Source organism: Bacillus cereus group sp. Bc010 (genome assembly GCF_027716745.1).
Lineage (GTDB): Bacteria > Bacillota > Bacilli > Bacillales > Bacillaceae_G > Bacillus_A > Bacillus_A pacificus.
Genome location: NZ_JAQFUY010000003.1, coordinates 36,844 through 61,085 on the forward strand (window position 1 = coordinate 36,844; position 24,242 = coordinate 61,085).

Genomic DNA, 24,242 nt, shown 5'->3' on the forward strand with positions numbered 1-24,242 from the left:
TACAAGAAAAGGAAAGAAGAGACGGACTCTTTTTTCCTTTTTTGTACTTTGCAATTTTTCATTTCCTTCACATATCATTTATGTAAGTAGTTACTAATATATTTATGATAACAGACTTGAATAGGAGGGATTTACATGCAACACGACAATCCAAATCATAAACTTTCCAAAAACATTCCTCTACCCCTCTTCTCAATAAAAAATGAGCTAAAACAAAAATGCATCAACGTAAATAACTTCCTTTCTCCCCTTTCGAACGAAGAAAAAGTATTCATACATACAATTAAAGAAAGAACAAAATTATTGAATCAAAATAATGTTACAAGAACTCGTGCTTACTATCAATTTTACAAAAGATATCCTGAAATACATTGGGCATTGCTTGGACATATGGTATCGCGGAACGGCGGTTGGAACATGACAGATTTAAAGGGGGATTTATATACGAAATTGTTATCTGAGAAAGATCAATTTACTTTCTTTTCTTTTTTAGAACGGGGTAATTGGCTTATCTTTCAAGATGTGTATCCACAATTTTTATTATATGAACAGAGTGTTAAAAAAAACAAAAATCTTTTTCATCTCCTCCCTCACCTCAATGTGTCAACATTCATGGAAACAATGTGGAACTTTTTTTGGAAAACTGGAAACAAACAAATATTAACGATTGCGACTATTATTAATGAACAAAACTACTTAGAAAAAAGAGTGATTCAAAATAAATACTTCAAAAAAAATGTACTAAATAGTATTGGATTTAAACTTTTTGATTTCTTTCAATTTAATCATATTCTCTTCCCTTTCTCTGAAGAAAATACTGAACAAAAAACAATATTAATTGGTGATACAATGAAACATTTCACTTCCTTACACGAACGAATTTTGCTCGGAAAACGATTATATACATTATTGTTTCATGATGAACACGTTTTAGCTCGTATACTACAATGGGCTGACACTCATCCACATACTGGATCACGAAAAGATTATTGGCCACATTTATTTTCAAGTGTGAATGAATCCTTTTCAAGAGAGTTTTATAAACGAAGAATAAAAAAATGCCAATTAAAAAGTGATGCCCACCGTATATATAGCCCCGCACTTATGTATTCATGGAAAAATATGAAACATGAAGAAACAGAACATGAAGATTGGTTTAACGACTGGCAAGTCATACATTATTTAACCGATAAGGAGGAAAGGATACATGGACAAATTACAGAAGACTACTGTAAAACACTCGAAAAAATTGAGTTGGCAATTCTTGCAAAGAAAAACGTCCTCCTTCGAGAAGAAGAATAACCTTTTCGCATTAGTTATTACAATCTTATTCTCTTCTATTATCGGAACTTGCTTAGATGCTTTCTTTGTTGCGAAACAAATGTATTCCTTTCCGGTTAGACCTTTCTCATCCATATTTTCAATTAACATTGGCTTTACTTTATTTGTACTACCGATTTTAACAACGATTTTCATACAAATTTCAAAAACATTATCTACAGTTTCTAGAATTCTATTTATTATTTCAATAGGTATTTGTGCTAGCATTTTTGAACAGATTTCTGAAAGATTCGGTTTCTTTATTCATAGTTTGGATTGGAATCATACATATTCTTTATTTGGCTATATGATTTTCTTTTCTTTTATCTGGAAAGTATATTATTTCATAATTAATAAAAAAGAGTACGAAAAGGCTAGCAAACCTTTTCGTACTCTTTTTTATTATGTTTCATATATTTATTACGCATATAATTCGGATAACTCAATTATTTTATTAACAATACTTTGTTCATCTATTTTTAAACATGTGGATGCATGACCCAATAATACTTCATGACTCCCAACACAAATGCTTTCCTTAGCGTGTAGAAACATTGATAAATCGTTCGAATCATTACCAAACACTACGAATTCTCTCTCTTTTATACCCAATCGTTGTAACCCTACCCATTTATCAATATTCTCAGGGCTTATATCCACAATCCCTTCATTATCATGTTCATAAATACGTATAGGAAGTTCTGTTAACATATTCATAATATATTCTTTTTGAACATGGTCAGGAAATAATACCACCTTCACTACTTCCTTAATTTCATCAATATGTACATTATTAGCCAATTGATTAGGATCTATGTTTTTGTAGATAGGATGATTCTCGCTTCCTGTATAAGAATAATTCCAATGACTATCTATCAAATATGAAAGGCTATGTTTCTTTATTATTGAATGTATAGCACTTACCGTTCCTGGATCAAAAGTTATAACTTCAATAGTCTCCTTTCCCTTTGCAATAAATGCCCCATTCCCACCAATCATTGAATAATGATGCATATGATTTGGTAGCACCGGTAATAAGTCCCTAATCGGTCTAGCTGATGCAAATATAACCTCATGCCCTTTACTTTGACATACGTCTAGCGCGTGAATTATCCCTTTCGTTACTGCGTTCCCTTTAAAACAAATAGTACCATCAATATCAAAAATAAATTTCATATACATCACTCCTTTCTTTTTAATGTATATGAATTATTTTATAATAGAAAGGACAGATGTCCCAAAAGGAGAAACATTATGCAAAATATTGTAGATAATACCTTATTATTAAGCTACTTAAATAACGAGTACATAAAAAAGCTATTCCAACAATTCAATCATCCATTTAAGATCCTTAGATATGAAGCGAAAGAAACTGTACTACACGAAGGCGAAATGATTGATGGCCTATATATTCAAATGTCAGGTCGTACAAAAATAACTTCAAGTGTAATTACAGGTAAAGCATTATTACTAAGATTTTGTTCTGCCGTTTCTATCATGGGAGATATTGAATTAATTCAGTCCGTAAACATACAATCTCATGTAACCTCCGAACAACAGACGGATTTTCTTTTTATTGATAAAAATTATGTAACAAGTTACTTATTACAAGATGTAATCTTCCTTCAAGAACTCATTCATCACGTCACTTATAAACTACAAACCTGCACAACAGCTTCACGTATCAATTTACTAGCTTCTGTGGAAACACGCTTTGCTAGTTATTTATGTACAGCCCGAAATCCATCTAATTTATTTGGGCGCGAAATTCATACTAAAGATCATCATGAAATAGCCTCATTAATCGGGACAACTACCCGTCATCTTAATCGAGTCATTGAAAAACTAATAGCTAACAATATCATGCATAAAAATAATAAACAAATTGTTGTTGACGATTGGAAAGCTATTGATACCCTTTCAAATGGACTACGATATGAATAAAAATTTAATAATTATATAACCCGCTTTAATAAAGAGACCGTTTTTATAACGATCTCTTTTTAAGCATAATCTTCAGTTATTGCTAATGATGTAGGATTTTGAAGGCGTTTTGAACGCAAACGATAGGCAACGATTTTCTTTTTATATTGCTTTATTACATCAACATGTTCCTCATGACTATACAGAGAAAATCGAACCTCTTTATTCCCTTTCTTCGTGTTAATAACGATTGGTGTTCCTTCCCCGTGCGGCGGAAAATAATGTTTATCTAAAAATAGAGCTTCGTTAAATTCATGAATAACTTGTAGTTTCGTTTCCCCCTCTATATTTTTTCCGTCTATCAATATAGTGGTATTCTCTTCCTCAAGTTTTTGATGCAATTCAAATCTACTAATAATTGATTCTACAACAGAAGTCGGCATACTAGAAACTAGTACTTTAATCGCACCAAAAATAAATAATGTAACTATAAACCATGTTGTCATTTTCATCATCTCCATTACATTTTAAAATATAAATTTCGTTCCATACGGTATAATTATATACTAATAAGTATTCCGGTTACAATCATCGTCACCGAACCGATCGTCGCTTCTTTCTCGCCTTCCTTCACAAGACGACTTACCCCGATAATATGTGATGAGCCGCCCATTCCCACTCCTTTTCCAATTGTACTCGTTATACGGAAAAACTTAAGTACTGTTGGTCCAATAATAGCACCTGTGATTCCTGCAACAACTACAAAACTAGAAGTCATAGACCAACTAAGCTAAATATATATATCACGCATACTTGAAGTAAAAGTGTCACGTACTTCATTTCTTCTCCTCTTTTCACTATCTCACATCCATGTTATGAAATCTCATTTAACGTATCAGCAAACCGTGCAATTCCAAGTTGAATTTGTTCTATATTCACTCTCCCAAAAGTAAAACGAATATATTCACTTTTAGTACCTAAAACACTTCCCGGAACAAACGCTACACCATTTCGTATAGATTCGCCTAATAAATGATATTCATCAAACGTTCCTTGCACTTTGCACCATAAATGTATTCCACCCTCTGGAACAAAAAATTCAACCTGATCCCCTAATATTTCTTTAAGCTTTCTAATTAACGCATCTCTTCTTTCTTTCAATTGTCCACGAAGCATTGTAATATGTGCATGAAAATCTTCTGATTCTAAAAATTGATTTGCCACCCACTGTGTAAATACACTATGGCCAAAATCAACTTGCTGCTTCGCATCCGCTAAACGCTCTATTACACGCGTAGGGCCAATTACCCAGCCAATACGTAATCCTGATGCAACAATTTTTGATAGTGAACTTATATAAAGAACATTCCCGTTTTGATCCATTGATTTTAATGTTGGATTCACTTCACCATTAAATGAAGTTAAACTATACGGATCATCTTCTACAATCGGTATGCCAAATTCAGAAGACAGTTCTAAAATCTTTTTACGCCTTGCCAATGAAAGCACGGTTCCAGTTGGATTTTGATAATCCGGATTTAAAAATACCATACGAATACGATGCTTTTTATGCAAATCAATTAAGTCATCTGGATTCATTCCATGCTGATCAACAGGTAAATGGAATATTTTTAAGCCAGCTGATTTAAATATCGGCAGTGAAAAACAATACGAAGGGTCCTCAATTGCAATCGCATCACCAGGTTTTAATAAGCATTGAACGATAAGATTAAGTGCCTGTTGTGCTCCAGATGTAATAAGGATAGAATTCGAATCTGCTTCAATTTGTTTATATTGCTGAACATGTGCTGCAATTGTTTTTCTCAACATTTCATTTCCAAGTGGATGGTCATAACCGAGGTTTTCCATAAATGTTTTCTCCGACAAAATCGTTCGGAATCTATCACTCGGAATTAATTCTGGTGACAATTCACCACTCGCTAAATTAATTAAGTCATTTTTTTGTGTTTCCGTTCGAATTTGTTGAACAAGTGGTACATTAGGTAAGAATGACCCGTCCTCGACGTACCTACCTCAGTTTGGTATTCGTTTATGCGAAACACCCCATATGTCTATATTCACCCGCGTTCCGCTTCCTTTTTGCCGTTCTACTACTCCAAGTGATTTTAATTCTTCATATGCAGCTACTATCGTACTCCTATTCACCTGTAATTCTTTTGCTAACATACGCTCAGAAGGTAACTTACTGTCAGAAGGAAACTCACCTGAAGAAATACCCCTTTCAATATAACCCGCTATTTGTTTATATACAGGCGTCTTATCTGCACGATTTGGTTTCCATTCCATATAGTTGCCTCCTTTCAAAACGAACTATCCTCAATTTATTACTAACAGTATTCACCGTAAAAATAGTATTAATTAGTCACATTTTCTCATCCAAAAATGGATATATTAAAATAGCTCCGTCTCTAATTACTCGATAGCTTCTGAAATTCCAGCTTCATGCTCTCGTTGCAGTTCGGTTACAAACTATCAAATTATTACCGCATACCATGTTACCCCTAGCAGTAGAACAAAAAGAAGGACAATATAGATGGCAGATAAATTTTTCACATTTCTCTTTGTGGACTTGCCGTAATTCTCCTCTACATTTCGTGCAACTAGCACGGTCCCAAACAGTGATACAATTACAATAATAACGACTAGTGAAATCGCAAAGCTCATTGTATTTTCACCTCTCTAAGGCCAGTCTATTTTTATTAAGAACTTCCTCTTTAAAACGTTGATAACATACTACCTTTCTTCTCTTATCATAATAGATGTTTGCAAAAAACGGACCAACCACTTTTATATTTTTTTGCTCATCCACTTTAAAAATAAAAAGCAACTGAACACTTATGATCAGTTGCTTTTTCCCAGGATTATTTATGCCAATTTTCATTTGAAATTAATTCGATTTAAAAGTTTAGTCTTTTCATAATGAAACATCGATTGAGATAACTCGAAAATTGTTCCATTTACAAGGTACACTGTATTTTCAATAAGAAGCGACGTATTTTATCGCTTCTTATCCTCATCATCTTTATTCTTTTATAAGTGACTTATTCGCTCTTATAACTTCTTGATACAGCAGTGGTGACCACTTTTCATTTATATAGTCTTGAATAATCCAGCCTACTCTTGTAGGGTTCTTTTGTTTTATATAGTTTGCAATTTCAGGATTTATATAAGAGCCATAGTAATATGGACTATTCCATGCTGTACCACCAGAAGACAAGCTTGTAAAATTAATATATAGATGATTTAAATCCTCGCTATCGTTCATCGTTTCATTTATCGTATCTTTAATAGATTTTACTTTCTCATCATAACTCACTTTATATTTATCTTGTACTGTTACATGTACATTTTGATTTACAGTTGTGGTAAACGTCTCATTATCTGGCCAATAGAAATTATTATATCCTCCAGATTCATTACTACCACCATATCTTTTTAGTAGTACAATTTTCCCACGAGCATCTCCCAATTTTATATTTCCTTCTGTTTTTAAAAAGATAGGATCCACAAAATAACTTTTTTCAAACGTATTACTAAAGGAACTTTCTGCTCCTTTCATATCCTCATACTCTTTTTTTAAAGACATAATAATCGTTTCGCTTGGGTTATCTTTTAAAAATTGTTTCGCTTCGTTTATGAATTCATGCAGTGTTACATAAAGATACAATGGCCCATGATGAAGGACTATCGTATTATCATCTGTTAAACGTCCTCTTATATCAAAAATACGAGCTCCATGATCCATTTGGTAACGAAAATCATATTCTTGCGTCATTCCCCATACTTGCTTTATTGGATTTTGTAATTTGAACGTCCCGCTATCATGTGTTCCTGGAATTGAAATTCGTGCTAATGGGATATTATCAGGTATAGGTTGCATCCACTTTGACCAATTTTCAAACTCATTAACAGAGCTTGTTGCAACTACTTGCTCATCATGTAAAGCAAATACAAATGTGATAAATATCGTACTACATATAAATAATTTCAAAATAAATTTCTTACTGCTCATTATCATTCCTCCTTTTTCTGTTTTATATCAAACTTATTGAATATAATATAATCTGGTGAGTAAAAAATAAATAACATTTCATAAATATGAAATATTACATAGAAGTAAAGTTAAAAAATCATTCACATATCCTAAATTAGAAAAATTTAAAGGAACTTCAATGTATTTTTATATGCAATATTTCATATTCGGACTCTACACTAAATAAATAAGAAACTTATAATGATTATTTATTTTATATGTGCTAATATACTTACATTAAAATATTATATGTAGACATTTTAAGCTACATTACTTAACCGTTTTACCTTATTTTTCCTAGGAGGATTTACAATGAAATTATTAAAAATAAAACATATAATCCCTTTATCTGCAGCTGCAATTACATTCGTATGTAGTCACAGTACAGCTGAAGCTTCTACCATTCATACAGTAAAAAAGAATGATACACTTTGGGGCATTAGTAAACAATACGGCGTTTCAATACAATCCATTAAACAGGCTAATAATAAAGGAAACGATCAAACTTTCATTGGCGAACAGTTACATATCCCGGGTTCCGTCAACTCAAATGAAATCACTGTTCGCCAAAACGCCAAGCCTGCGAACATTTCTGGACAAATTATTTATCAGGTACAACCGGGAGATTCATTAGAAACGATAGCAAAGCGTTACAATGTTACCGTTCAATCTATAAAACAAATGAACAACACAATCGAAAACAAGCTTTATACAGGACAACATTTAAAAATCAACTCAAGTATTTCAGAAAAAGAAAAAGACTTAATGGCACGCTTAGTTACCGCTGAAGCAGGTGGCGAATCATATAAAGGAAAAGTAGCAGTAGCTAAAGTTATACTAAACCGTGTAAACGCAAAAGGTTTTCCAAATACAATAACAGGCGTTATTTATGAACCTATTAAATACGGATATGCATTTACTCCTGTTACAGATGGAAGAATTAATCAGCCTGCAAGCGCAGAAGCAAAAATGGCTGTAGAAGAGGCTATCTCCACAAATGGAATACATTCTGATTGGCTTTATTTCTATAACCCGAAAACATCAACAGACAAGTGGATTACGACACGTCAAACAGTAGCAGTAATTGGTAACCACGTCTTCGCTAAATAACATTTAAAATCATTAACAGACCTCTTCACTTAAAAGGTCTGTTTTTTTGTATGTAAGAATTTATTTATCATGTGATATAGTGGTCTTTGAAAACTAATTCTTCTTGTAAATAAAGACACTTATATTTACTTCATCACTCTAAGAAATTAAAAAAGCGTCAAGTTCAAAAACTCCCCTTTATTAATAAAATTTATTTCTTACCTTCATAAAATTGTTATACACTAGAAAAATAAAAAACAAACTATTCGTTAGCAGGTGAAAGAATATGTATGATGTTACAATTATCGGCGCTGGAGTAAGTAGCATTTTTCTGGCTTATTCACTAGTTAAAAGTAACAAAAAAGTTTTAATTGTGGATAAAACTCAATAATCATTTTGAAACGAGTATAAATGGCCTATTTTTAGTTGGGGATTGTTCAGGCGTCACTCATTCATTATCTCAAGCTGCTGCAAGTGGGTTATATGTTGGAAAATATTTATCTCACATTTAATTTCCTTCATTCAGATTGCAATTAAATATTTTAACTTCCATAGTAATAGCTTACTATTTCCCCACAAAAAATCAGGGTTTTATGAGATACATATTTAACATAGCCATTGACATTCAATTCTCACAAATTGAATGTCAACAGTTTTAAAATCCTCTATTCATTTCCATTTTCATTTGTTCGATATTTTGTAACATCATCATAGTGTTTAATATGTTAGGATGTCTATAAGTATTTTTTACTACAACTATGACTTTTTCTGCTCTGTTCTAAAAAATAGATTTACGCTTTAAATTTCCTCATTGTACGTATGTGAATACTTTATATTATTACCTTTAGAAACCATTAGCTAAATGGTTCAGTATACTCTAATAGTTATAAAAATACAATATATAACACAAGTTAAATAAATTACAAAAAGAAGGAGTAAAAATGAAAAATAAAATCAATTTACAAATGCAAAATATAAGCTTTGTTTTAATAATTGCTTTAGCAGTATGGTTAAAAACATATCTTATTACAAGATTCAGTTTTGATTTAAAAATTGAATCTTCTACACAAGAGCTTATTTTGTTTATTAGTCCACTCGCTACATCATTAGCTTTTGTCGGATTAGCATTATTTGCAACCGGTGAAAAAAGAAATTATATCGCGCTATGTATCAACTTCGTATTAACAATCGTACTCGTTGGAAATGTAATGTTCTATGATTTTTATAGCGATTTCGTTACGTTACCAGTACTTGGACAAACATCAAACTTCGGCCAATTAGGCGGCAGTATTATAGAAATATTGAACTACAAAATTATACTCGCATTCGTAGACATTATTTTCTTCTTTATTTTATTGAAGAAAAAATCAATAGTCTTCCAAACAGGACGTGTAACTCATCCGGCACGCTTGTTATATTTTCTTTTAACGATTGGTGTATTTTTTGCTAATCTACATCTTGCAGAAAAAGAGCGACCTGAACTATTAACAAGATCATTTGACCGAGTTATGCTTGTTAAAAATTTAGGACTATACACGCATCAAGTTTATGATTTAACACTGCAAGTAAAAGCAGGATCACAAAAGGCACTTGCTGATAGTAGCAAATTACAAGAAACTGAAAACTACGTGAAGGCAAACCAAAGTGAGCCGAACCCTAATATGTTTGGTGTAGCGAAAGGAAAAAACGTAATTGTTGTCACTCTTGAATCCCTGCAAACCTTTTTAATAGGAGCAACAGTTAACGGACAAGAAGTTACACCATTTTTGAATGAATTCATAAATGAAAGCTATTACTTTGATAACTTTTTCCACCAAACTGGGCAAGGAAAAACATCCGATTCTGAATTTCTAATCGATACGTCGTTATATCCATTAAATCGAGGAGCTGTATTCTTCACACATGGTAATAATGATTATACTGCGACTCCAGAAATTCTACGTCAGCAAGGTTATTTCACTTCTGTATTCCATGCGAATAACGCCACATTTTGGAATCGTAACATCATGTACTCTGCTCTCGGTTATGATCGTTACTATAATGAACTTGATTACAAAATTACGCCCGAAACAAATTTAAATTGGGGCTTAAAAGATATCGAATACTTTGATCAATCAGTAGATATATTAAAAACTGTTGATCAACCATTTTACGCTCGTTTTCTTACTTTAACGAACCATTATCCATTTACGTATGATGAAGATACACAATTCATTGAACCATATAACTCTGGTAATGGCGTATTTGATCGTTATATTGTAACAGCACGTTACTTAGACGAATCAATAAAAAAATTTATTGAGCGTTTAAAAGCCGAGGGAATGTATGATGATTCTATTATTGTTTTATATGGTGATCATTATGGCATTTCTGAAAAACATAATCGCGCGATGGCACAGTTTTTAGAAAAAGATCAAATAACAGAATTTGATACTTTAAATTTACAACGCACACCTTTATATATTCATATCCCTGGACAAACAGAAGGTCGAACGATTTCAAAGCCTACGGGACAAATCGATATGAAACCTACTATTCTCAATTTATTAGGAATTGATACTACAAACGATATTCGTTTTGGCCATGATATGTTTTCGGATGAATATGCCGGTTTTGTTGTTTTACGTGATGGTAGCTTCATTACAGACAAGTATGCATACAAAAACAATACTTTCTATGACCGCATAACAGGTGAAATTGTAGACTTACCAAAAGAAGAAGCAGAAGCACTCATTAAACGTGCACAAAATGAATTACGAATGTCTGACAAAATTATTGAAGGCGATTTATTACGTTTCTCAGAAAGTAATAAAATTAAAACTGGTGAAGTACAAACTAAAATTAAAGAGACTGAAAAATAATCTTAATATGAAAAGGGAGCAACTCGTTATAGTTGCTCCCTTTTATTCTCCTATAATACATGATGCAGTTTCATATATTTCATTTTTATTCTACGCTTGTCTCTAAACTTACATCTGTATAAGCATGATCATCACCTATATGTAAAATCACTTCACATTGACGTAATCTCAATTCAAAGAGCATGATGGAATCATGATAAACTTCAGGGTTTGATTTCATTTTATGTAACATCTCTTGTTTTTCTTGTATTTCTAATTGTATATTCTCTACAGCTTGTTTCAAGGAGTTAAATGGATTCCTAAAGAATATATGAATATCTCGCTCTTGTGTGTTTTCGAATAGCTCAAATTGCAAGAAAAATTTCTTCATAATAGAATACGTTACCTCGGTATAATCTTCATTTTCTACATACTGTTTGTATTTGTTATATAGCATAGTTTTGTTTTTCGGAAGAACTCCAAATAATTTACCGGCACTTTTCAATAAAAATTGTGCTGGCGTAAATCGACGTAAAATATTTACTTCATCCATTTGTATTCTAGTCGTCATTCTGTCAGTATCTCTGCGCCAGTCATCAAGCACTTTAAAGTCACATTCTAACTGTATTCGATTTTCTCCAAATAAAGAATTAAGTCCTTCACTAAGTTCTTCTAAGTACGATTGACTTTGAAGGAGCTCATTATGAGAAGTGGCAATCCAATTTTGCATAGAAAGAGCAAGATTAGGTAATACAGTTTGTTCTAAATATTTATGCACTCTTTCGTTCATTGCTTTATTTAGTTCTGTATCCATGTGACCGAAATCACTGTCTTCACTCATTAAATCAGAACAACTCTGTAATATCTTCGGTATATTTTCAGTAAGATCGTTCGTAATTTCCATTTTCATTGTACGATATGACTGTGTAATGAAATGAATTTTTTCCCTCTCAAATGCAGTAAGGTTATTCATGCTACCGTTTAGTTTCACTAGCATATCTTCATTCCAATTAATAGCATCCACTAGATTATTTTCTTTCTCAACTCGTTTATCCAAAAGATATGTAATTGTTTTTCGAATGAAAAATAATAGCTTTTCAGTACGTTCTGCATCGATATTTTTATGATTAAAGTTAAAATGAATAAACTCTGTTAATTCATTCAATTGTTGATTACTTGTATATAACGAAGAGTAAGGGAAAATCCTCGCATGCGGGAAATATGTGTTTATTCTCGTTGCCGTATCATGTAGTACTCTTTTTACTTCTGCTTCACTATAAATGTTATCGATTTTATTTAATAAGAAATGCACTTGTAAATTTGGTGTATGCTCTTGAATGTTTAATAGAATATCACGCTCTTTATCAGTAAAAGGTGAATCTGCATTCAATACAAACAATAATTCATCTACAGAATTTAGATATTCAAATACCTCATCCCTAGTGTCGTTATTCCTATTAAAGCCGGGTGTAACTACAAATGTAAGTTTATTTTCACTTAAAAATCTGCATGGTAATTTAAATTCGACACATGCTCTATCTCTATATGTTTGATGGTGCTGAGACATCATATTATGGTAATCAGAGATATCTTCCGTTGTTGTAATTGCAGCGTCTGTTATGGCGTTAATTTCTGTATGAGCATCATTTTTTAAAACTACTACATTTGAAATTGATTTTTCTACTATATTTTCTCCTAATATAGAGTTAATAAATGTAGTTTTTCCGTTCCCTGAAGTTCCCGTTATTAAAATACGATTTGTTCTTAAATCCGCAAGTTCGTCAACTAACCATCTAAATCGGTGACCTATTTCTATATTTTGCTTTTGTGCCCACTGTGTAATAGATTCAAAAAGATGTAGACTGTACTCTAAAGCATTCACATGATTCATAGAATATGACAGTAGGTTTTCCGCATGTTTTATATTTGATGAATCTATTTGGGTAGGAAAAATTTCATCCCATGCCAATACAGCTGCTGATGGAAATACAGCATACGATGGATTAACTACTTTCAACCAATTTGTTAAAAGATTGGGAATGATATCGTGTAATTGTCTAAGCGTATATTTCCCTTGAATTAATGCAAAGTATGTTTCTTCGTAAAGAGAAGAAATTTTGTCCCATATATCGGAAGACTCTATTTCAATATGTAAGAAAAATTCATTTATTGTGTTAAGCCACAATAAGTAATTTTGTTCATTTTTATAACTGTTCCAAAGTGATGAAACCATTTGCGTAAATTGTACTTGATCTACATTATTTAATGTAACTAATGCATCATAAAAATAATCTGGTGAAATATGTTTAGTAAATCCTTTATCGATATATCCTTTTAACACCTCAAACCACGGATAAGATTCTGTTCGAATCAACTCATTCACAGCAAGCTCTACTGCACTATCAAAATCTTGTTGTTCCTCATAAAAGGAACGGGCAATTTTTGTAACATTCGGATAGTCTGGATTTAAAGAAACTGCTTCTTTAATAACAGCGAAAGCTGAATCAAAATTATTTTGCTCTATGTAAAGAGAAAGTAATTGTAATCTAATTTCAGTCATCAATATTTTATTATCAGTAGTAATGGAAGTGTATACATTTTCAGCAATTGATAATTGATTCAGTTCGAAATACGCATCCGCAATATTTTTTTGTGCCCACGGTGCTAATTCATTACTAACCTTCTCCCATTTAAAAATAGCTGCTTCAAAATCTTGATGGCGATAATAAAATTCACCTTGTGCAAAACGAATATAAGATCCATCAGAAACCTCATTTTTTTCTTCGTTTACATAAGCTTCTCCAAGTACGTCAAGAGGTGATTTTGTTACATTCTCCATTAGAAATGTTTCATAATACATCTTTTTTATTAATTGTTTTTCTATTCTCATCTTTTCCCCCACTATATCTTGAAAATACATTTTTAAGATATGTCAACACTTTATTTATGTATGCTTTTTATCTTAACAAAGAATATCTTTTGGAAAATTTCATTTTCCTTTCATTTTTCAAGTTAGATTGAATTTTTATGAGAAAAGTTTCAGTTTTTTTTCAATTCCCTTTCAGTTATGAAACAGCATTAAATGTTCCTAATAACATAATAACACTATAATATTCCGCATTATATTATCAGGAAAAACCTATATGAATCATATTATAAAAACAATTTATAACGAATATATATGCAAAATTCACTTCACCTAACATAAAAGAGTTCATCACATAGTGCTTGTTAGATAGACATATATACTAAGTCTCTTCAGAATTTCACATACACCATGATAATTTAAACAACAACAACAATAGCGAGCAGCTATTCATACAATATCATTCTCGAATTGTTTTCCTTTAGAACACTTCAGTAGTTACGTAATTAAATTCCATTAACCTATATAAATAACTAGTCCAAAAAAAATCTATATGCATATCATGTTATAGTAAAGAATTCAGGAAATCCTAAAAGGAGGCTTTTTCATGTTTGAAGATAAATCTAAAATCAACTACCCATATGAATTTACAGAAACTACAACAATCCCTCTAAAGAATCCTATCAATAAAAATTTCAAAAACGGCTCTGGTACACATACTTTCCCAATTAAAAAACACTATAAGGAACAGGTGCTATATACGGAAAAAATTAATAATAATAAAAACAAATAACCTTATAGACCCTTATAGCAATGAATCAAATAATAACCTATATTAGGCCTTGTATAGTTAATAAATCTTTCTTATACAACTCATGTACTTTTAAAAAGTGCTGATATACAGCGCTTTTTTATACATAGATAATGGAAGAACAAAAAAGGTATGGATATTTTCCGCACCTTTTTTGTCCTTTACTATTTATAAATAAAGCCTACCAGCAAAATTTTACTTGTTGAAGTCATCGGAGAAAGGAGTAGATTTATGATGAATCACAAAGTTAAAGAAGCACCCATGAATTATATAGGCCATTATTGTTCTATTATATATATTTAAAAATTTACTAAACGTTGTTTCAAAGCAACTTAGTTTTCATAAAATATTTTTTGTTTCCGTTGGAACGGATAGGCTTTAATCTCATCTGTATCTAAATTTTCATGAAATAAATGAATGGCTATAATTTGTCTACAATCGTAAGTATGATAATAATATGTTCCGGACTCCATACACATTACACTTGTATATATGGTATTATCTAGTGCACCTTCTTCTGTTATTACTCCACCTTTAGGAACCTCGCAATTTGATAAGATATGAAAAAGAGCTGATACTCCCTCTTCTTCACTATCTATACCTTGAATGTTTTGTTTGCCATATGCTGCCCGCACAAATCTTGATGGTGGAGTGAAATCCCCTGGAAGTCCCATTGAGCCCGATCCCTGACCAAAAGCACTTAATGGTAAATTACTCCACTCTGTTGGCGCGAATGGCTGCGATTTAAGACCTATGTATTGTCTTAAATTTTGCAAATGCCAATTAAACTCCGGACTATTCGTCATCACTCCTAGTGGGTTGTCATACATTTTTAATCCTTCATTTGTCGGCTCCAGTACAATACAATCTCCCCATTTATCTGCCAAAATCCAATGTAGTGGTGGCGTAAGTCCTAAATCCGGTAACGGTATGTCCAAAAAGGTAAGGCTATCTACAGATTTCTTTAACTCTTTGACAGAATTGAATTGTGTCAGACTCCAAGTCACAAAATCAAATGGAGCTAAATTCGTTTTGTTGTCATCTATGCTTTGACTATAAGTAGCGAATCCTGGAAAATAGAGTGTTGCACATGTCATACCTGCTTCATTTACTCCGTCCGCCATAATGATCCTTCCTTGATGATTAATTCCCATTCCGACCGCAGCATGTTTCGTATTAATGATTTCACCAGTTATATTATTCCACTGGTAATGCCGAGGAATGATTATTACTTCTTGATTCATATCTAATGTGAAGTCCATCGTTCTTGCAAAAAGATGCTGATCGTTTTTTGTCTGTAATGTCAAACTAGTACACATAGATAACACCCCATTTTATGATTTTATCTATACTTTACATAATTCCGATAAATCTGTAAAATAAAAACCTCTTTCCTTACAACAAATTGAGAAAGCTCATATAAATTGTAAATCGGTTGAGGTTATCTCTAGTTTATAAATTTTTAAAATATAGTTGCAAAAGAATTATATAAAAAAGGAGCGAATTGTTACTATCGCTCCTTTTTATTTCTTTCTATATTTTATTAAAATAACTAGAGACCATTTTCTCTATGAACAGTATCCCTACATAACCCTCTTAAACATCTTCTCCAATTCATAAGTAGAATGATGCACAAGAATTGGTCTTCCGTGCGGGCATGTGTATGGGTTTGTTGTTGTACGAAGTTCTTCCAGTAAAGCAAATATTTGATCGTTCGTTAAATATTGATTTGCTTTAATGGAAGCTTTACAGCTCATCATGATGGCTGCTTCTTCACGTAGTTTTTTTATATCAACTTTTTTTAGTTTAACGACTTGTTCCATCATTTCATCGATAATTTCTGTTTCTTGTCCTTTCGGGAACCACGTTGGATGTGAGCGGACGATAAAGGATTGATGACCGAATTGCTCCAAAAATAGTCCAACTTTTTTTAGTTCTTCTAGTTGCTCTTCGACACGTAAAAATTCGGTAAGAGATAAATCGATACGGTATGGTACGAGTAGTTCTTGTACTTCTTGTGCTACTCGTCCTACTTTATCACGGTAGTATTCATAATTAATACGTTCCTGCGCGGCATGCTGGTCAATCATATATAAGCCTTTATCATTTTGAGCGAAAATATATGTTCCATGCATTTGTCCAATTGGATAAAGTGGCGGCAAATCATTACCGTTCATTTCAATCTCTTCTATTTCCTGAACTTCTTCTTCTAATTCCTCTAATTCAAAGTCTTCATCGTTACTGTCCCATGATTTCTCTTCTCGAATCGGTTCTTCCATTATCGGTTTAGTAGATGGTTGCCAACTTTGCTCTTCTCTTACGAGCGACTGTGGTGGTTGCCATTCTTGCTTCGGCGGTTGCCACAGTTGTGCTGGCTGCTTCACTGCCAGCGGTTCTTCTTGTTTTTCATCCATGCCTGTCGGTAAAATAATTTCCGGCATAGATGGCTCCTTCGGCTTCGCATGCTCAAACTTGAACTGTTCTTGCACACTTTCATCTTTTTCTTTTTTCTTCGTTGTCACACCCGCATCTGGAATGAGCTGTATTTTTTTGAATGCTGCTTGCAATGTTTCTTCGATAAGCTTTAGCAATTCTTGTTCTTTACTAAAACGAACTTCTAATTTCGCAGGATGTACGTTAACGTCAACTAGCATTGGATCCATTTCAATCGATAAGAAGCCGATTGGATATCGTCCGACTGGCAATAATGTATGGTATCCTTGCTGAATAGCTTTCATTAATACGAAATTTCGAACGTAACGACCATTTACAATCGTTGACATATAATTTCGAGATGCTCTCGTTACTTCTGGTAATGTTACATAGCCTTTAATTGTGAAATCTAAAGATTCCGCTTCAATTGGAACAAGCTTCTTTGCAACTTGAATGCTATAAATCGATGCAAGTACTTGTCTTACATCACCATTTCCTGATGTATGAAGCAATTTCTTTTCATTATGAAATAGCTTTAACGATACTTCTGGGTGTGACATTGCAATACGATATACGATATCTGTAATATTCCCAAGCTCTGTATGAATAGTTTTCATATATTTAAGACGCGCTGGTGTATTAAAGAATAAGTTTTGTACTGTAATATCTGTTCCTTTTCGGCTCGCTGTTTTCTCCTGCTTTATAATGTCTCCACCTTTAATAATAAGGTGCGTACCAGGTGCATCACCTGTGCTAGTGATTAATTCTAATTCACTAACTGAGGCAATACTCGGCAATGCCTCACCTCGGAAACCGAGTGTTCTTATGCGAAACAGATCGTTTTCATCTTTAATTTTGCTCGTCGCATGTCGTTCAAAAGCGACAATACAATCTTCTTCTGCAATACCATCACCGTTATCAATGATACGAATTTTCGATAACCCAGCTTCTTCTAAGTGGATTTCAATAGATGTACTATTCGCATCGATAGAATTTTCCACAAGTTCTTTTACAACTGAGGCCGGACGCTCTACTACTTCCCCTGCCGCAATTAAGTTTGAGAGTTGGTCATCGAGTTTGCGAATTTTCCCCATCTACTTACTCATCCTTTCTTTAACTTTTTCTGTAAGCGATACAGTTCATTCATCGCTTCTAAAGGTGTCATATCAAGTAAATCAATTTTTTTAATTTGCGCAAGTACTGCCGTTTCTTTTGTATCTAGAACTGGCTTGCCTTGTTTTTTCGGGGACTGTTCTCCACCAAAGAATGATAGTTGTGATTCTTCTTCATTCTCTACCTTTGTTTCTTCTATTTCTACTGGCGCTTCTTTTACAACTACAGGTTCTGGAATTACTTCTTGCTCTTGCATTTTCACTTCTACACGCTTTGGAATAATAATTTCTTCTTGTCCTTCTAATTGCGCTAACACTTCTTTCGCACGAGCAATTAAGCTATCTGGAAGCTCCGCAAGTTGCGCAACGTGAATTCCGTAACTTTTATCTGCTGCCCCGTCTTGAATTTTATGAAGGAATACTACTTTTCCGTTCTCTTCAATAGCTGAAACGTGTACATTCTTCAGTTGATCCAAACTTTCTTCTAGCACTGTCAATTCATGATAATGTGTAGAGAATAACGTTTTTGCACCAATTTGGTCGTGAATATGTTCTATGATCGCTTGTGCAAGTGCCATACCATCATACGTAGATGTACCGCGTCCAATTTCATCAAATAAAATTAAACTTCTTTCTGATGCGTTTGCAATTGCATTTTTCGCTTCTAACATTTCGACCATAAATGTACTTTGACCTGAAATTAAATCATCTGCTGCGCCAATTCTCGTAAAGATTTGGTCAAATACAGGTAATACTGCTTCTGTTGCTGGTACGAAACAACCGATTTGCGACATAACCGTTACAAGTGCTAATTGTCTCATATACGTACTTTTACCAGACATGTTCGGTCCTGTAATTAAAAATACATCCATATTCTCTGGCATAATACAATCATTCGGTACATACAATTTCCCGTTCAATACTTTTTCAACGACAGGATGACGACCATCTTTAATAAAGATTTCGCGCTTCATTGTTAGTACAGGTTTTACAAACTGTTCCTCTTCACTCACTGTCGCAAAACTTTGCAGTACGTCTAATTCACTAATCACTTTCGCTAAATGCTGTAATTTCGGAATAAATACTTTTACTTCTTCACGAAGCGCTGTAAATAAATCGTATTCTAGTTGTACAATTTTTTCTTCAGCTTCTAAAATTAATGTTTCTTTTTCTTTTAGTTCATCTGTAATGAAACGTTCCGCATTAGCAAGCGTTTGTTTACGCTCATAACGGCCTTCTGGTAATGCTCCAAGGTTCGCTTTCGTTACTTCAATGTAGTAACCGAAAATACGGTTGTATCCGATTTTTAACGATTTAATTCCTGTAATATCACGCTCTCGTTTTTCAAGCTCAGCAATCCACGTTTTTCCGTTTTTACTCACGTAACGATATTGATCAAGCTTGTCATTATAACCATCTTTAATAATATCTCCATCTTTAATAGAAAGCGGTGGATTTTCTTGAATACTTCTTCCTAGTAATTCTGTTAAGCTCTCGCATGGATCTGCACCTTGAATTAATCTCGCTGCATACGCGTTATCTAACAAACTAATCGCTTCTAAAATAGCTGGTACTTGCAGTAAAGATCGTCTTAACTGTAATAAGTCCCTTGCATTTACATTACCGAATGCAACTTTCCCTGCTAAACGTTCTAAATCATATACTTCTTTTAACTTTTCTTTTAAATCTTCACGCAAGAAGTAATCATTTACAAACGTTTCAACCATTTCTAAACGCTCTTCAATTCGTTCTTTCTGTATAAGTGGACGTTCCATCCACTGTTTTAACATACGACCACCCATAGCAGTCTTCGTCTTATCTAATAGCCATAATAATGATCCTGTTTTTTCTTTCGTTCGAAGTGTTTCTGTCAGCTCTAAATTTCGCTTTGAATGCACATCAATCTTCATAAATTGATTCGTATAATAAATTTCCACAGGCTGCAAATGATCTAATGAACGTTTTTGCGTTCTTATTACATAGTTAAATAAGCGCCCAACTGCTTTAATTAACTTTGCTTGTGAAACATTTTTCACAAGATGTTCTAGCCCTTCAGGAATTGCCGTTGCATCTTCATATGAAATCGTCATTTTTAACGTTTCAGTTAACTTGTTTAGTTCATCTTTAGAAAAGGAAGAATCTACAACAATTTCTTTCGAACCAGTTGCATACACTTCTAATAAAATATCTTCTACTGAACCAGTCAATAACGTTACTGTATTTTGCCCAGTCGTTAAATCGTTACAAGCTAACGCATATGATCCATCTTCAAAATGTGTTAATGCGGCTAAAAAGTTATTTTCTTTCTCATCAATCGTACGCCCTTCCATCATCGTTCCTGGCGTAATTAATTGTACTACTTCACGGCGCACTACACCTTTAGCTGTTTTTGGGTCTTCTACTTGCTCACAAACCGCTACTTTATATCCTTTTTCAACAAGTTGTTCAATATAGTTTTTAGCCGCATGATACGGTACACCGCACATCGGTATACGTTCACTACTACCACCGTCTCGGCTCGTTAATGTAATTTCAAGTTCGTGGGCTGCTTTAACCGCATCCTCAAAGAACATTTCATAAAAATCACCTAAGCGGAAAAATAAAAAGGCATCTTGATAGTCTGCCTTAACTTTTAAATATTGCTGTATCATAGGCGTATATTGCGTCATACTTATCCTCCATAATTCTTACATAATAATCTATATTCATATATGTCACATTTCACGGACACTCTTATCTCCTATTTCAGGAGTCTTTCTTCATTATAGCACATTTCATTAGCAATCATGTTCATCTAAGCACCACTTATGTAAAGTAAAAAGCTAGGAAGAACTTCTCCCTAGCTTTCTATTACTCTTCTTCTGCATCAACGATAAAGTTCGGATCTAACTCTTCAAACTCATCATCTTCAATTTGGAAAGCATCATCTGATTCTACACAACCTTCAGGGTTTACACTTACACAAATTTTCGTTTCGCCAACTACTTCTGTTACAAATTCACGTTCTACCGTTACAACAATTTTATTACCATTTGGTGATACAAGAGCTTCTAAACAATTTGGTGGCTGAATGACACGAGCAATAATTTCTAAATCATCACCAGAAAAGTTTTTATCACGATATCCAATGCTTACTTCATCTGTGTAGTTTACACGTTCTGTTACAACTTCTGTCTTTGTATTGCCATCGAATGAATACCAAGTGTTCACATCGTAGAAACCTTCAATTTCCACATGTTTTCCATTCTTTCTTGCTTCGTACGAGTGGTTAATTACCCAGCACCCTAAAATACTTGTTGGCTCATTATTCGATTCACATGTATGCGTTGACTTTGTATACTTACGTCCTTTTCCAACCACTGCTTTTGTAATAATCTCTCTAAATTCGGACATTCGTAACCCTCCTCAATCACTATTCACTTAATCATATGCGTGACAATAGCGGAATGTGTCATTCTTTTTTTGAGAAGAACTTACGTTTAATCCACTAAAAAAAGAGATGTCAATTCGACATCTCTTTAACAACCACAATTTCCTTTTTTACTTTCTACCGCTGCGCCCGTTTCACCCTTCAATACATCGCCATTAGTTGAAATTAATATTTCATCTGTTACGTTGTTAGAAATCGTACTTGCAACTAGCTGTAGTAAGTCATTTACATATGTTTGTGAAGATTTAAATTCTTGTACAACTGGGATACTATCTAACTTATCTTGCAGGGCATCAATTTCAGCTTCTACTTTTTTCAAAGCTTCCCATTTCCCGTAATGTTGCAAGTTTACTGCTTGTTTTTGCAGTGCTTTAATTTCATCAATTGCGCGCTTCACATTTTCATTTTTATGAATTTGCGCCTCTGCTTTCTTAAAGAAATCAACTTCTTCTGTTTCAGAAATCATTTTTGCTAATTCTTTCGCTTGCTCAACAATTTCATCTTTCGAATATACTTTCATCTATTATTCCACCTCAATCGGCTCTTCAACTAATTCTCCGTTAAGAGACCAAGTTTTTGCATCCGTTACTTTTACTTTCACAAGCTGACCAATTAAAGACTTTGGAGCAACGAAATTTACAAGTTTATTCGTACGAGTATAACCTGCAAGTACTTCTGGATTATTTTTACTTTCCCCATCAACTAACACTTCTACAATTTGACCTTTATAACGATTATTCTTTTCAATTGCCAATTTATTTACTAATGCATTTAAGCGTTGCAGACGTTCTTTCTTTACTTCCATCGGTACATTGTCTTTCATTTTTGCAGCTGGTGTACCTTCACGCGGAGAATAAATAAAGGTAAAGGCAGTATCAAACCCTACTTCACGATATAACGACATCGTTTCTTCAAATTGCTCATCTGTTTCATTCGGGAAACCGACGATAATATCAGTTGTTAATACCGCATTTGGAATTGCTTCTTTAATTTTTCTTACAAGCTCTAAATAATGCTCACGTGAATATTTACGCGCCATAATTTTTAACATTTCTGTGCTTCCAGATTGAACTGGTAAGTGAATATGTTCTACTAAGTTGCCACCTTTTCCAAGCACTTCAATTAAGTGATCATCGAAATCGCGTGGATGGCTCGTTGTAAAACGAATACGGGCAATATCAACTTTACGGAGTTCGTCCATTAAATCGCCAAGACCGTATTCTATATCTTCAAAGTCTTTACCATATGCATTTACGTTCTGTCCAAGTAACGTAATTTCTTTATAACCATTCGCAGCTAAATGACGAATCTCTTGGATAATGTCTTCTGGACGTCTGCTTCGCTCTTTTCCGCGTGTATACGGTACGATACAATATGTACAGAACTTATCACAGCCATACATAATATTTACCCAAGCTTTAATATCACCACGACGTACTTTCGGAAGATTTTCAATTACGTCTCCTTCTTTGGACCAAACTTCAACTACCGTCTCCTTCGAGAACATTGCATCTTTTAGAATGTACGGTAATCTATGAATATTATGCGTTCCAAACACCATATCTACATGCTGATTTTTTTGCATAATTTTATTTACAACAGATTCCTCTTGAGACATACAACCACATACACCAATTAAAAGATCAGGATTTCTTCGTTTTAGCGCCTTTAAATGCCCTAGTTCACCGAACACTTTATTTTCAGCATTTTCACGAATAGCACAAGTATTTAATAATACTACATCTGCTTCTTCAGTTGAAAAGGTTGGTTCATATCCAAGTGCAGTGAAAATACCCGCCATTACTTCTGTATCATGCTCATTCATTTGACAACCATATGTACGAATATAGAACTTTCTTCCTGTACCGAAATTGCGAAACTCTTCAGGTAAGCCAAAATCCCGTTCAATTTTAACTTCTTCTTTCCCTCGCTTTTTCGCCTCTTTTAAGGAAGGTGGTTGGTATACACTTTCAAAGTATTTACTATAATCTTTCTCTTCTTTTTTCTTAGAGGAATTTGCTTGTTGACTTGCTAATCGTTGTTGCTCGTTCATCGGTAATCTCCTTTCACCCTTAACTATACACACTTTATAGTCCATTTTAATGCGCTTAGACCCACCTCAAAAATGGTTAGATAGCTTGAGAGATAACTTGTCCTTTGAAACTTGAGTAACCAATCTAATCATCTATAAGAATGAAGTCTTCCCCACACAAATAGACATTCCCTTTTTATATTTCTTTTTGTCCTACTAAAAAGCATATTGCTTTATCCCTATAAACATTACCATAGTATGAAGCGTTTCGCCAATTTTAACAAAAAATTGGCGCTGTCTTATCTTACATTTTATTAGCAATGAACTTACCA

The 24,242-nt window shown here is 33.4% G+C and carries 17 protein-coding genes and 5 pseudogenes; 8 read left to right on the plus strand and 14 right to left on the minus strand.

The features are described 5' to 3' along the window. Positions 1 to 135: 135 nt before the first annotated feature. Both PDQ68_RS05635 and PDQ68_RS05640 read left to right on the plus strand, forming a co-directional pair. Complete coding sequence (locus PDQ68_RS05635; RefSeq protein ID WP_061183114.1) at positions 136 to 1,302, plus strand: DUF2515 domain-containing protein; 1,167 nt, start codon at positions 136 to 138, stop codon at positions 1,300 to 1,302. Further along, positions 1,208 to 1,669: pseudogene (locus tag PDQ68_RS05640) on the plus strand (CBO0543 family protein); the annotation flags it as partial. The gene PDQ68_RS05635 and the pseudogene PDQ68_RS05640, both read left to right, overlap by 95 nt. 71 nt (positions 1,670 to 1,740) lie before the next feature. Here the strand turns inward: PDQ68_RS05640 and PDQ68_RS05645 are convergent. Continuing rightward, positions 1,741 to 2,496 carry an HAD-IIB family hydrolase gene (locus PDQ68_RS05645; protein WP_000668601.1) on the minus strand — a complete coding sequence of 252 codons (756 nt, stop codon included), beginning with the start codon at positions 2,494 to 2,496 and terminating at the stop codon, positions 1,741 to 1,743. A gap of 78 nt (positions 2,497 to 2,574) precedes the next feature. On the opposite strand from PDQ68_RS05645, the gene PDQ68_RS05650 reads away from it, so the two are divergent. Then, complete coding sequence (locus tag PDQ68_RS05650; protein ID WP_001179788.1) at positions 2,575 to 3,264, plus strand: Crp/Fnr family transcriptional regulator; 690 nt, start codon at positions 2,575 to 2,577, stop codon at positions 3,262 to 3,264. Positions 3,265 to 3,323: 59 nt separating this feature from the next. Here the strand turns inward: PDQ68_RS05650 and PDQ68_RS05655 are convergent, their stop codons facing one another. The 6 genes and pseudogenes from PDQ68_RS05655 to plcA form a co-directional block, all read right to left on the minus strand. Continuing rightward, entirely contained in the window at positions 3,324 to 3,749 is a 426-nt protein-coding gene (locus PDQ68_RS05655; protein ID WP_000214612.1) for a YfmQ family protein, read from the minus strand. A 21-nt stretch (positions 3,750 to 3,770) separates the two neighbouring features. Then, positions 3,771 to 4,024 (minus strand): annotated as a pseudogene (locus PDQ68_RS05660) (LrgB family protein); the annotation flags it as partial. A gap of 92 nt (positions 4,025 to 4,116) precedes the next feature. Then, positions 4,117 to 5,550, minus strand: a pseudogene (gene pdxR / locus PDQ68_RS05670) (MocR-like pyridoxine biosynthesis transcription factor PdxR). A gap of 186 nt (positions 5,551 to 5,736) precedes the next feature. After that, on the minus strand, positions 5,737 to 5,928 hold the full coding sequence (locus PDQ68_RS05675) for a hypothetical protein (RefSeq protein WP_000006463.1): 192 nt from the start codon (positions 5,926 to 5,928) through the stop codon (positions 5,737 to 5,739). 213 nt (positions 5,929 to 6,141) lie between these two features. After that, positions 6,142 to 6,255: pseudogene (locus PDQ68_RS05680) on the minus strand (GntR family transcriptional regulator); the annotation flags it as partial. Between the two features lie 31 nt (positions 6,256 to 6,286). Then, complete coding sequence (plcA, locus tag PDQ68_RS05685; protein WP_016718288.1) at positions 6,287 to 7,276, minus strand: phosphatidylinositol diacylglycerol-lyase; 990 nt, start codon at positions 7,274 to 7,276, stop codon at positions 6,287 to 6,289. A 333-nt stretch (positions 7,277 to 7,609) separates the two neighbouring features. Here plcA and PDQ68_RS05690 point away from each other — a divergent pair, with 333 nt between their 5' ends. The 4 genes and pseudogenes from PDQ68_RS05690 (at position 7,610) to PDQ68_RS05700 (ending at position 11,247) form a co-directional block, all read left to right on the plus strand. Next, on the plus strand, positions 7,610 to 8,407 hold the full coding sequence (locus tag PDQ68_RS05690; protein WP_016718289.1) for a cell wall hydrolase: 798 nt from the start codon (positions 7,610 to 7,612) through the stop codon (positions 8,405 to 8,407). 265 nt (positions 8,408 to 8,672) lie between these two features. Further along, the gene (locus PDQ68_RS28945; protein ID WP_113742457.1) at positions 8,673 to 8,777 is read left to right on the plus strand and encodes an NAD(P)-binding protein; all 105 of its coding nucleotides are present in this window, start codon (positions 8,673 to 8,675) and stop codon (positions 8,775 to 8,777) included. Then, positions 8,764 to 8,898: pseudogene (locus PDQ68_RS05695) on the plus strand (dehydrogenase); the annotation flags it as partial. The gene PDQ68_RS28945 and the pseudogene PDQ68_RS05695, both read left to right, overlap by 14 nt. 429 nt (positions 8,899 to 9,327) lie before the next feature. After that, the gene (locus PDQ68_RS05700) at positions 9,328 to 11,247 is read left to right on the plus strand and encodes an LTA synthase family protein (RefSeq protein WP_000791065.1); all 1,920 of its coding nucleotides are present in this window, start codon (positions 9,328 to 9,330) and stop codon (positions 11,245 to 11,247) included. 85 nt (positions 11,248 to 11,332) lie between these two features. Here the strand turns inward: PDQ68_RS05700 and PDQ68_RS05705 are convergent, their stop codons facing one another. Then, a complete protein-coding gene (locus PDQ68_RS05705) occupies positions 11,333 to 14,146 on the minus strand; it encodes a dynamin family protein (RefSeq protein WP_153016910.1) in 2,814 nt (937 codons plus the stop codon). A 553-nt stretch (positions 14,147 to 14,699) separates the two neighbouring features. Between PDQ68_RS05705 and PDQ68_RS05710 the strand changes: the two genes are divergently transcribed. Further along, entirely contained in the window at positions 14,700 to 14,885 is a 186-nt protein-coding gene (locus PDQ68_RS05710) for a hypothetical protein (RefSeq protein ID WP_000461128.1), read from the plus strand. A 350-nt stretch (positions 14,886 to 15,235) separates the two neighbouring features. Here the strand turns inward: PDQ68_RS05710 and PDQ68_RS05715 are convergent, their stop codons facing one another. From PDQ68_RS05715 to miaB, 6 genes are all read right to left on the minus strand, one after another. Then, positions 15,236 to 16,222 carry a choloylglycine hydrolase family protein gene (locus PDQ68_RS05715; RefSeq protein ID WP_061183980.1) on the minus strand — a complete coding sequence of 329 codons (987 nt, stop codon included), beginning with the start codon at positions 16,220 to 16,222 and terminating at the stop codon, positions 15,236 to 15,238. 264 nt (positions 16,223 to 16,486) lie between these two features. Further along, complete coding sequence (mutL, locus tag PDQ68_RS05720; protein WP_016718294.1) at positions 16,487 to 18,430, minus strand: DNA mismatch repair endonuclease MutL; 1,944 nt, start codon at positions 18,428 to 18,430, stop codon at positions 16,487 to 16,489. Between the two features lie 8 nt (positions 18,431 to 18,438). Beyond that, on the minus strand, positions 18,439 to 21,117 hold the full coding sequence (mutS, locus tag PDQ68_RS05725; protein ID WP_061183979.1) for a DNA mismatch repair protein MutS: 2,679 nt from the start codon (positions 21,115 to 21,117) through the stop codon (positions 18,439 to 18,441). Positions 21,118 to 21,298: 181 nt separating this feature from the next. Next, complete coding sequence (cotE, locus tag PDQ68_RS05730; RefSeq protein WP_001288798.1) at positions 21,299 to 21,841, minus strand: outer spore coat protein CotE; 543 nt, start codon at positions 21,839 to 21,841, stop codon at positions 21,299 to 21,301. 125 nt (positions 21,842 to 21,966) lie between these two features. Next, positions 21,967 to 22,398, minus strand: a complete 432-nt coding sequence (locus tag PDQ68_RS05735) for a YlbF/YmcA family competence regulator (RefSeq protein WP_000870462.1) — start codon at positions 22,396 to 22,398, stop codon at positions 21,967 to 21,969. 3 nt (positions 22,399 to 22,401) lie between these two features. Further along, entirely contained in the window at positions 22,402 to 23,931 is a 1,530-nt protein-coding gene (miaB, locus tag PDQ68_RS05740) for a tRNA (N6-isopentenyl adenosine(37)-C2)-methylthiotransferase MiaB (RefSeq protein ID WP_001005374.1), read from the minus strand. Between the last annotated feature and the right edge of the window lie 311 nt (positions 23,932 to 24,242).